This window comes from Flavobacterium aeripolare (assembly GCF_013294025.1).
In the GTDB taxonomy this organism is placed as follows: Bacteria; Bacteroidota; Bacteroidia; order Flavobacteriales; family Flavobacteriaceae; genus Flavobacterium.
Window position 1 is genome coordinate 21,944 of the sequence record NZ_JABSNL010000010.1, and the last position, 11,839, is coordinate 33,782.

An 11,839-nucleotide genomic window follows, 5' to 3' on the forward strand; every position below is an offset into this window, starting at 1 on the left:
TATTTTTATGTTAACAAATGGTAAATAAATATTTTTCATCAGCTTTTATGTCAAATTCTTGCTGAATTGCTAGAAATATACAGTTGAAATAGTATTTTGTATGCAAGAATTCTATCGTGGATGGGGACTCAAAGTTCTAATTTGAAGTACATTTTCGTTGCATTGACCAGTAAAACGTCTTGCTAACGCTACATTACTGAAATTTACCAATAAAAAAAGTGGCTAACCTCTTACTGGTTAACCACTTTCATTGTACTAAATGTATCTTGTTTTAAAAATTTATTCAAATTTCCAAGCTTGCTGTTGCTCTTCGGTTAAGAACGTCCAAGCTACAATACGACTTGTTTTTTGGCCTTGAGCCATATCGATTGTCTTAATTGTAGCAACATTAATTTTGTTTAATGTTTTGTATATACTTGCTAAGTGCGATTGCTTTGCCACTAAAGTTGTAAACCACAAACATTGCATGGGGTACTTTGCACTTTCATAAATCATTTGCGTAATAAAACCAAGTTCGCCACCTTCACACCAAAGTTCTGCATTTTGTCCTCCAAAATTTAAGACCGGTTTGGTGGTCTTCTTATCTTGTAAATTATTTACTTTTCTTAAAGAGCCTTTTTCGGCTTCTAGCTGAGAAGAATGAAAAGGAGGGTTGCAAATAGTGAATGCAAATTTATCTTGAGGAGTGATGATGTTTTTGAAAATAAAACGTGCTGAAGTTTGTTGTTGCAAACTAAGAACATCAATTAGTCTAGGATTATTTTCTATAATTGTCATGCAATTATCAATGGCTTTCTCATCGATATCTGTTCCTACAAAGCTCCACCCATAGGTTGCATTCCCTAAAAGGGGGTAGATGCAATTTGCTCCAAGACCTATATCTAATCCTTCAACCGTGGCGCCGGTAGGAATGACACCATTGTTAGTAGTGGCTAATAAATCAGCGATATAGTGAATGTAGTCCACTCGCCCAGGAATAGGAGGGCATAAGTAATTTTCAGGAATGTCCCAATTTTCAACATCGTAGTATGTTGCTAGGAGTGCTCTATTTAGTGTCTTGACCGCAGCAGGATTGCTAAAATCAATAGTCTCAATATTGTGTTCATTGATTGCTACAAATTGTTTCAATTCAGGACAATTTGTAATCAGTATATTAAAATCGTATCTAGATCGGTGTAGATTTCGAGGATGTAAATTTGTTTTTTCTGTAATTTGTTTTGACATTATAATTTTATTTCAGTTTAAACGAAAATTAGTATCTCGTTAAAATCAGGGGCAAGGTATATAAAAAGTAGGACATTTTTTGTGAGCTGCTACTAATTGGGTCAATCATTGCACTCCATTAATAGTAAATCTCCTGTATCGTGAGTAATTGTCACTAAGCCATCTAATGTTACATGATTGCTGCTTCCGGTTTTGTAACCTATCATTAAATCATCTTTTTCTAAGGGATAATATAGGTTAGTTGAGGTAATGCCACTTACTAATCCTATCGGAATTAATGATATGGGTGTTTTAGCCGTATACCACTTTTCGAAACGACGTTGCAATACAAATACCTTAGAGTGGTCATCTAGAATTACAATTTTCAATAAATCTCTGTAGCGAACAATATTTGTCAAGTTGGTTATAGTGTGATCGGTTCGTTTTCCAGTTGCCCAAACAACATTTACTGCAGGAATTTTTCTTTCGATCAAATAGTCAAACGCTTTTTCTAAATCGGTTTTATCTTGATTAGGAGTATGAACAATTTCAATAGGATATTGTTTCTCGCGATAGTATTCTGCATCAAAATTTCGATCAAAATCACCTAATAAAACGTCGACTTTTATGTCTAATTTCATCACACGCTCCATTGCAGAGTCAAGTACAATAACTAGGGGAGACCATTCTAATAGTTGTCCTAATAATTCAGGGTTACATGAAGCGCCATTGGCAATAATTAAAGCGGGTTCTTGATCATCTCTTACAATGTGATGTGAAGACATAGGTATTGTTTTTAAATGGGTAAAGGTAAGTAAAGGAACTATTTTATTACGCTGTTATAATTTGAAGAATTAAATAGTAAAGTAATATAACCTAATTATTACTCTACCGTTATTTTTTTGCTATCTGTTTCTCCTAATGAAAAATATCCTAATGCGTAGTCATCTTTATTTGTCTTATTAATGATGTTTCCACGTACTGTTGCTGGTGGTGATTGAAAGGGTCCGCCACTGTCGCCACCTGATATTTTAATTAATATTGTCAAGTAATTAAAGTAGGTTTGTGATATGCCGTAATGGGTTACTGTCACTTCATCACCTACTTCAATATCATCTTTTCGAGACAAACTAAAAAATCGGTTCCCTTGAAAAAATTCGTCATCAGAGGTGGATAGATTTTGGTACAGTTCGTTTTTATAAGCGTATTGAAATAAATAAAAATTAGGCTCATTTGCAGGATCATTGAAATAGGATTTAATTTGGATTTCGTCCTTCGTTATTCCACCTTCATTGTCTTGTACTACCTCTGTGATTGGAGCAACTGCCTGAAGTTTTTCGGTGGCAGTGTATGTAACTCCGTTTAATAGAATTGTCAAGGTATACGTTTCGTTTATTTCAGGAATAAAATTGCTGCAATAATATTCTCCTACTTCATCAACTTCGATAAAGTCAAAAACGCGATTGCTGCTATTCGCCACCGTAACTTTTGCTCCAGAGACCGTTGGGATTTTATCACTAAAAAAAGCGGTGGTTGTAGATAATGTTATTCTTTGTGTTCTACCGCTAGTATTTTTTTGCCACTGTAATGGTGCCTCAACAACTAGCCTAGTTTGTGCTGTGTCGAGATCAACGTCAATTACTTCCTCGCAACTGCTAAATAGGATTGTCAATAATAGGACTATAGATGTATATGTTTTTTTCATGAGTTAAAATTTAAAATTATAGCTAACCGCTGGCACCATACCAAAAATGGAAGTTTTAATAGCTTCATTTGCGCCAGTATCTAGGTTTTGACTAAAATTGATCGAAGCTGCATTTTTTCTATTGTACAAATTGTAGATGCTAAAAACCCATTCTCCTTTCCAGTTGCGGTCTTGATTTTTTGTAGGCGTCAATGTTGCTGATAGGTCTAAGTGGTGATAAGTAGGTAGTCGATTTCCGTTTCTCAATCCATAGTTAGGAATAATTACGCCCAAGTAAGAATACTGCCCATTTGGGTACGTTACTGGTTGACCTGTTTGTAGCGCAAAATTAGCACCATACGTCCATTTCTTACTTTGCTGGTATGAGGCTGTAACGGCGATATTATGAGTCTTATCGTAAATAGAACGGTACCATTGTCCATTGTTGATTCCTAATTCAGCTGCTGTTCTGCCGGGAGTTTGTTGCTCAGACTTAGACAAAGTGTATGAGATCCAACCGGTTAATTTACCTTCATTTTTGCGAAGCATCATTTCTAATCCGTAAGAGCGCATGCGACCATTTAAAATTATTTGTTCTATGGCGTCATTTGCGATAAGATCGGCTCCATCAATATAATCTAAGCGATTCTGAATTTTTTTATAAAATGTTTCTACTTCAAGCGAATATTTATTGTTCGAAAAATTTTTAAAATAGCCCAATGCAACTTGATCAGCGATTTGGGGTTTGATGTAATTGTCACTTGGTGTCCAGATATCTAATGGAGTAGGAGAGGAAGTGTTCGAAATTAATTGCAGGTACTGTACCATTCGATTATAACTTGCTTTAAGTGCCACATCATCACTTAATTTATAAGAGACTGCTAACCGTGGTTCTAAATTAGCAAAGCTTTTTAAGACCTTGTTCTTATCATAGAATTTTGTACTAATAGGAGTTGCTTTCTCATAAATTTGTTGATCAGCGTTGAAAATTACGGGGCTGTCATTATCGTATAAATTCAAAATTGACTGCCCTAATCTATAAAATAAGCTGTAACGTAGACCGTAAGTTAACGCTATTTTATCAGTCACATCATGCTCTGCAGAGAGGTATAATGCAGGTTCGAATGCATATTTTTTGTCTAATTGATTAAAGTTAATACCGGAATCTGCATCTGATGGTTTTATGGTTCCAGGATTAAAAGAATAGTAGATAGCATTCAAGCCATAGCTTAGTTTGAAAGTATCTGAAATGTAGTTTTTAAAATCATACTTTATATTGTAATTCTTAATTCCTGAATCCCATTTAAATCCAATAAAGTTCAGGTCTAAACCATAGTAGTAGTCGCTATAAATTAAGGAGAAATTAGAGAATAATTTGTCTGAGAATAAATGATTCCATCTTAAATTTAAGGTTGTATTCCCATAAGTATTGCTGAAACTATCGCTGATAGCAAACACATCTCTACCAAAGTATCCCGAAAAATACAGGTTGTTATTAGGGTTTAATTTATAGGAAAGCTTGGCATTTAAATCATAAAAGTAGGCTGAATTATCTTTGTTCTCTTCAGAAAGTTTTAAGAATAAATGGGCATACGAACTACGACCGCCTATCAAGAACGAACCTTTATCTTTCACAATTGGGCCTTCAAGTAATAATCTACTAGAGATAAGGCCAATTCCTCCATTGGCATGAAAAGATTTACTGTTTCCATCCTTTTGATAGATATCTAAAACAGAAGAAGCGCGTCCGCCAAAATTTGCTGGAATACCTCCTTTGTATAATTTTAAATCTTTGATTGCATCAGGATTAAAGACTGAGAAAAAACCGAATACGTGTGACGAATTAAAAATGGTAGCCTCGTCTAAGAGAATTAAATTTTGATCAGCGCCACCACCTCTTACGTTAAATCCTGAAGCTCCTTCACCAGCATTAGTCACACCGGGAAGTAAAAGAAGTGATTTAATAACATCGACTTCCCCTAGAACTACAGGCATTTTTTTTATCGAAGAAATAGAGAGTTTATTCACGCTCATTTCGGCAGTTCTTATATTACTTTTTTTACCATTATCAAAGATAATTACTTCTTGTAGCTCTTCACCATTAGATTGCAAAGCAAAATTCAGTTTCACATTGTTAGTTAGCTCGATAATTTTAGAGCTAGTTTCAAAACCTAAATAGCTAGCAAGTACGGTGTACCTCCCTTCAGTCAACGTGATCGAATAAAAGCCGTATTGATTAGTACTTACACTAGCATTTAATTCAGGTATGTATACATTGACACCTATAAGAGTTTCGTTACTTTTACCATCAGTTATAGCGCCACTCAAGGTATACTTTGACTGACTATAAGAACTTATGCTGATAAATAAAATTGCAATTAAGACCTGAACGCTTTTAGAAAACATATGCTACTTTTAAAATTGTAAACTGCGGAAAAGATAAGAAATTTTCGATTAATCGAGATTAGTTATATCGTAAAAAAAAGGCAACTGTTTCCAGTTGCCTTTACTATTGTTACTTAAAATTGTTAATTACACAATCTTAGTAAGTAGTGTATTAAGTGTTGCACTTGGGCGCATTGCTTTACTTGTTAATTCAGGATTTGGTTGGTAGTACCCTCCAATTTCTTGAGGTTTACCTTGAGCTCCTATTAACTCTGCATTGATTTTCTCTTCGCTAGCTTTAAATTCTGCAGCGATAGGAGTGAAGAGCGCTTTTAGTTCAGCATCTTTATCTTGAGCTGCAAGAGCATCTGCCCAATACATTGCTAAATAAAAGTGAGAACCACGGTTATCAATTTGGCCTATTTTTCTTGAAGGAGATTTATCATTTCTTAAGAAAGAGTCATTAGCTTCGTCTAATGTTTCAGATAAAACTAGTGCTTTAGCATTATTTAAAGTCTGGCCTAAGTGTTCTAATGAAGCACCTAATGCTAAGAATTCACCTAATGAATCCCATCTTAAATATCCTTCTGCTGTAAATTGTTCAACATGTTTAGGAGCTGATCCACCTGCACCAGTTTCAAATAATCCACCACCGTTCATCAATGGAACGATTGATAGCATTTTTGCTGATGTTCCTAATTCTAAAATAGGGAATAAATCAGTTAAGTAATCACGCAATACATTTCCAGTTACTGAGATTGTATCTTGCCCTTTTTTAATTCTTTCTAATGTGAAATTAGTAGCTTCAATAGGGTTTAAAATTCGAATATCAAGACCTTCAGTATCATAATCTTTTAAGTATAAGTTTACTTTTTCGATTAATTGTCTGTCATGTGCTCTTTGATCGTCTAACCAGAAAACTGCTGGAGTACTTGATAAACGTGCTCTGTTTACAGCTAGTTTAACCCAGTCTTGAATAGGTGCGTCCTTAGCTTGACACATTCTAAAAATGTCTTTAGCTTCAACTTCTTGCTCCATCACAACATTTCCTTTTGTGTCTACAACACGTACAACTCCGTTAGCAGTCATTTGGAACGTTTTATCATGAGAACCATATTCTTCTGCTTTTTGAGCCATTAAACCTACGTTAGGAACACTTCCCATTGTAGTTGGGTCAAAAGCACCATTCTTTTTACAAAAGTCAATTGTAGCAGTATAGATTCCAGCATAAGAACGATCTGGAATAATTGCTAATGTATCTTGTGATTTTCCATCTTTATTCCACATTTGTCCAGATGTACGAATCATTGCTGGCATAGACGCATCAACAATCACATCAGATGGTACGTGAAGATTTGTAATTCCTTTATCAGAGTTTACCATAGCTAAGGCAGGACCATTTGCTATAGCGTCATTAATCGCTTGTTCAACTTCTGCTTGTTTTGCATTTCCAGCAATTTTAGCATAAACATCACCTAAACCATTGCGGGTGTCAATATTTAATTCAGCAAATAGAGCAGCATATTTTTCAAATACCGCAGCGAAGTAAACTTCTACTATTGCGCCAAAAATAATTGGATCAGAAACTTTCATCATTGTCGCTTTCAAGTGCACAGACAATAGAACGTTTTTCTCTTTTGCTTCAGCAATTGCTTTAGATACAAATGATTTTAAAGCTTGTAAGTGCATTACAGAGCTATCAATAATTTCACCTACTTTTAAAGGAGTGCTTTCTTTTAATACAGTTGTAGTACCATCTTGAGCTACGAATTCAATTTTTACATCTGTAGCTTCGTTGATCGTTACTGATTTTTCACTTCCGTAAAAATCACCACTTTCCATAGATGTTACTGAAGTTTTAGAATCAGATGACCACGCTCCCATTGAGTGTGGGTTTACCTTTGCGTAATTTTTTACTGCTTTTGGTGCTCTACGGTCAGAGTTACCTTCACGCAATACTGGATTAACAGCAGAACCTAATACTTTAGAATATTTTTTCTTTATTTCCTTTTGTTCATCATCTTTAGGCTCTTCTGGAAAATTAGGAACCTTGTAACCATGCGCTTGTAATTCAGCGATAGCTTCTTTCAATTGTGGTACAGATGCAGATATATTAGGTAATTTAATAATATTTGCTTCTGGTGAAGTAGCTAGTTTTCCTAGTTCAGTCAATGAATCTTTAACTTTTTGATCTTCTGTTAAAAATTCTGGGAAATTAGCTAAAATTCTACCTGCTAATGAAATATCCTCAGTTTCAATTTCGATACCAGCAGTTGCAGTAAACGCTTTAACAATAGGTAGTAATGAATAAGTTGCTAACAAAGGAGCTTCGTCAGTTAACGTGTAAATAATCTTAGGTTTCTGTGTCATTTTTATATTTTTATAATCGTATCCTCAATAAAGAGAATGTTGAATGAATCGTATGCTTAAAATTAAGCGATGCAAATATAATGAAATCAGACCATATCTTGGCTTCGTTTAGAGTAGAATTAATTGAATTATAGTATTGTTAACCTGATGGTATCGAATTTATTGTTTTGTTTGTAGAATGGCCCAGTTTCAAACAATGCTACTGTATTGTGAAAATAAAAGGCAAAAAAAAACCCCATTCCGAATGTTCGAAATGGGATTTTTTAAATAAAAGGACAGTAAACTATCTTCTTTTATCTTTGATTTTTGCTTTTTTACCAGTAAGTTCTCTAAAGTAGAAAATTCTAGCTCTACGAACTGCACCTTTTTTGTTGATTTCAACTTTTTGTAAAGCTGGCAAGTTTACAGGGAAGATACGCTCTACACCTATTGCACCTGACATTTTACGAATAGTAAAAGTTTCTGTGTTACCAGAACCTCTTCTTTGGATAACAACTCCTTTAAAAAACTGTGTTCTAGTTTTTTCACCCTCTTTAATTTCGTAGTAAACTGTGATTGTGTCTCCAGCTCCGAATTCAGGGAATTCTTTTTTAGTAACTAATTCGTTTTGAACGAATTTCATTAAATCTGCCATGATAATTGTAATTATGGTTTTTTAAATAGAGTAACATTCACGGATTTCGCCAGAGGTTAGTCTAAAGTGGGTGCAAAAGTAAATAAAAATGTTTAAAGTTTAAAGTTTATTTTGTTTAAAGTTCAAACGTTCAGTGTTTTCAATTTTAAACTAATTTTATTCTTCCTCAAGTAAATCTGGGCGTCTTGTTTTTGTATGTTCATAAGCCATATCTTCACGCCACTGATCAATTTTTCCTGAATGGCCGCTCAACAAAACATCAGGAACTTTCCAACCTTTGTACTCGGCTGGTCTTGTATAGATAGGTCCAGAGAGTAAGCCGTCTTGAAAACTATCTGTTAAAGCTGAGGTTTCGTCGCTTAACACACCAGGAATTAAACGAATTAACGCATCTGATAAAACAATGGCGCCTAGTTCACCTCCTGATAAAACATAATCGCCTATAGAGATTTCCTTTGTGATAAAATGATCTCTCACACGTTGATCAACTCCTTTATAATGACCACATAAAATGATGATGTTTGTGTACATCGACATGCTATTAGCCATTTTTTGATTCAACGTTTCACCATCAGGAGACATATAAATTACTTCATCATACTCGCGCTCACTTTTTAAATGGCTTATGCAAGCATCAATAGGTTGTATTGTCATGACCATCCCAGCACCACCTCCATAAGGATAGTCATCGACGCTCTTTTGTTTATTTACGGTATAGTCACGCAAATTGTGAAAGTGCACTTCAACGAGACCTTTGTCTATAGCGCGTTTCATGATGGAAGCTTCAAACGGACTCCTTAATAATTCAGGTAAAAGGGTAACAATATCTATTCGCATAATTCTATTTTTCGAGTGTAAAAATAGTTTTTTATCGGGGATAAATTTATTTTCAAACAAATGATTTAAGTAAAAAAGGCAATCTCATAAATAAAATGACTGCGGTCCTACTTTATTTATGAGATTGCCTTTTAATGATAAAAGTGTTTTTTTACATTAATTTATTAAAGAATATAGCGTTCCAGAACAATTTTTCGGTCCCCAACCAAAACGCTCTAAAATTAGTGTTATCAGTAAAAAGCAATACTTTACCGTTACCATTGCGAAACGCTTGAAAAGGGACTGTTTCTTTTAAAATAGCCAAATTGCCTTTAGAAATATAACCGCTCATTAAAGGATTCTTTGTGTACTTGATGGGATTTGCGTAGCTGTTCACATTAGGTTCGATAATAATGGATGTATTCCTAAAAAGTGGTAATGTATTTCGTGGCATACCAAAGTTTACAGGATGGGATAAGTCCAGATTAGCTTCAAAAATAGCTCCAGATATCAACTGTGCTCCTCTAAAATCTGCCCTTTGCTCATAACTGATATTCTTAGCTTCTTCTTTGTTTTTTATGTAATTCACATCGATCATCTTCCAGGTAGTTAACCATTTTATGGCGTCTTGATACGCAATTAATGTTCCGCCATTTTGTACCCATTGCTCTATTTTACTAATAGATTCTTTAGATAATCCACTGTAATTTCCGTTTACTAATATTAAAGTATTGTACCTGTTTAAACTCACATACTGGAATTGATCGGTATCAATTTTTGTCAAAGGCATAGCTGCTTTTTGATCGAATAAATGCCAAACTTCACCTGCATCTGCAGGGTCAACACCTTTGCCTACGAGCATAGCGACTTTAGGGAGCTCGATCGTCTCAAAGTTAGGGTTTCCTAGATTGATGCCTTCTGTGAACCCTGTTTCAACTGCGGTAATATCAAAATTGTATTCAGGAATAACGGTGTTCAAATAATCATAGATATCCTCTGATGGCATTTCTTGATTTTGTACTGGTACGAATAAGCTTCCGTAAGAGAATTTTTTTCCACTGTGGGTAAATGGTTGCGAACTCACTCTTACTCGTAATCCTTTTGATAAAAGCTGGTTTAATAATTTAGGTGATTTGTAGTCTGTCCATTCGATTAAATAACCAATATTACTTTTTGACGTTACTGTTCCACTCTTTAATGTAGGCTCGTATTTAGATCCTGCATCGGATAACGAATTTACTCCTTCAAAATTCACGTTGAAAGCCAAATCAAAACTCCATGCCGATATATCGTAGAACAAGCTATCTGTGAATTTTGTTTGACGGTCAAAGATTGCATTAATCATTTTGCTATTTTGCTGTTGTACAGGAATAATATAACTGTTGTCTTTTGTAAATTTTTTGTTGTTGACTGTGATGTCATTTTTTAAGGCTAACATTTCAATTTTGTGCTGGCTTAATATCTTTGCTAGTTCGTTAACTCTAGTAGCGTCATTTTCATCTCCTATTATATACCCTTTAACTTTGCTGTTTTTACTATCAGTACTTGCTTTTACATAAAAATCACGTTGGTACTTCAGTAACTCTGTTCGCATCTCACTAGTTGCTTGTAATGTAGATAAGCTTGTTGTAAATTGGTTTCGAATAGTAAAAGGAAAGGTTAGAATTCCGTTTGCGCTTTCCTGAGCATGTCCTCTCGAACTTGCCTGTTCAAATAAAATTCCAATAGAACCATTAATGTCAGGGTAAGATGAACCTTTACCATAATAAAAGTCGTCATAATTTTCTTCGATAAAATAAGAACTACCTATTTTATCTAGTGCTTTGGCGTGATAACCTGCAATTTTCATGGTGAGTTTTTGATTCAACTCTGGTGTCAAAGGATTTGTTCGGCTCGGTTCCCCTGGCTGGAAAAAATAAGTATCGTTGGTTCCCATTTCGTGAAAATCACAAAGTACATTTGGCATCCATTTTCTGAATGTTTTTATGCGTGCCTGGCTCTCAGGAAGCTGAACAGGCAGCCAATCTCTATTCATATCAAATAAGTAATGATTGAATCTACCACGCGGCCACCCTTCATTAAATTCTCGATCGTTAGGATCTGTGACTAAGTTGGCGCTTTTATTGCTGTTTACCCAAGTAGAAAATCGCTGAATTCCGTCAGGATTAAAACAAGGGTCTAATAAAATAACGGTGTTTTCTAGGGTTTTTTCAAGCTCCCGACTCTCGCAGGCTGCAAGGTAGTATGTCAGAGCAATTGCCGCTCCTGAACCGCTTGATTCATTACCATGTATAGAATATCCTAGATAAACAATCACGGGCATATCTTCTATGTTTTGCTGATTGTTGTCTCCAGCTAAATTAGCGAGATGTGCTGCATTGATTTCGTTGATTCGAGCCAGATTTTTAGGACTTGAAATAGTCAACAATTGTAACGGACGATTTTCATAAGTAAACCCTGTTGTTTCGATTGCAATACGGTCAGATAATTTTGCAACTTCCTTCATGTAAAATGAAAGTTGTGTGTGATCAGTATGCATTTCGCCCAACTCAAAATTGAAAAAACTTTTCGGTGTGGGTATACTTTTATTGTACGTAACATCTTGTGGCAAATAATACTCTAACGTAATCTTTTGCTGTTGCTGCGCGCTAACAGTTAGGGTTATAAAAAGCGCGAAATAGTAGAGTAGCTTCATAGTAATAAATTTGGTTGGTTTCGGTTATTGATTAGGGCGATAAATACTTGAT

The 11,839-nt window shown here is 34.9% G+C and carries 8 protein-coding genes; all 8 read right to left on the reverse strand.

Translation table 11 applies throughout. The features are described 5' to 3' along the window. Positions 1-279: 279 nt before the first annotated feature. The 8 genes from rlmF to HNQ00_RS12090 all read right to left on the reverse strand — a co-directional run bounded on the left by rlmF (position 280) and on the right by HNQ00_RS12090 (position 11,787). Complete coding sequence (rlmF, locus tag HNQ00_RS12055) at positions 280-1,224, reverse strand: 23S rRNA (adenine(1618)-N(6))-methyltransferase RlmF (protein WP_173838755.1); 945 nt, start codon at positions 1,222-1,224, stop codon at positions 280-282. A 101-nt stretch (positions 1,225-1,325) separates the two neighbouring features. Next, positions 1,326-1,988: a thiamine diphosphokinase gene (locus HNQ00_RS12060; RefSeq protein WP_173838756.1), complete on the reverse strand. Its 663-nt coding sequence runs from the start codon at positions 1,986-1,988 to the stop codon at positions 1,326-1,328. Between the two features lie 98 nt (positions 1,989-2,086). After that, on the reverse strand, positions 2,087-2,908 hold the full coding sequence (locus HNQ00_RS12065; protein ID WP_173838757.1) for a DUF4249 domain-containing protein: 822 nt from the start codon (positions 2,906-2,908) through the stop codon (positions 2,087-2,089). A gap of 3 nt (positions 2,909-2,911) precedes the next feature. After that, entirely contained in the window at positions 2,912-5,293 is a 2,382-nt protein-coding gene (locus HNQ00_RS12070) for a TonB-dependent receptor (RefSeq protein WP_173838758.1), read from the reverse strand. A gap of 126 nt (positions 5,294-5,419) precedes the next feature. After that, on the reverse strand, positions 5,420-7,642 hold the full coding sequence (locus HNQ00_RS12075; protein ID WP_173838759.1) for an NADP-dependent isocitrate dehydrogenase: 2,223 nt from the start codon (positions 7,640-7,642) through the stop codon (positions 5,420-5,422). Positions 7,643-7,925: 283 nt separating this feature from the next. Further along, positions 7,926-8,276 carry a 50S ribosomal protein L19 gene (gene rplS / locus HNQ00_RS12080; protein ID WP_173838760.1) on the reverse strand — a complete coding sequence of 117 codons (351 nt, stop codon included), beginning with the start codon at positions 8,274-8,276 and terminating at the stop codon, positions 7,926-7,928. Positions 8,277-8,432: 156 nt separating this feature from the next. Continuing rightward, positions 8,433-9,113: a tRNA (guanosine(37)-N1)-methyltransferase TrmD gene (trmD, locus tag HNQ00_RS12085; protein ID WP_173838761.1), complete on the reverse strand. Its 681-nt coding sequence runs from the start codon at positions 9,111-9,113 to the stop codon at positions 8,433-8,435. Between the two features lie 151 nt (positions 9,114-9,264). Further along, the gene (locus HNQ00_RS12090; RefSeq protein WP_173838762.1) at positions 9,265-11,787 is read right to left on the reverse strand and encodes a M14 family metallopeptidase; all 2,523 of its coding nucleotides are present in this window, start codon (positions 11,785-11,787) and stop codon (positions 9,265-9,267) included. Positions 11,788-11,839: the final 52 nt, after the last annotated feature.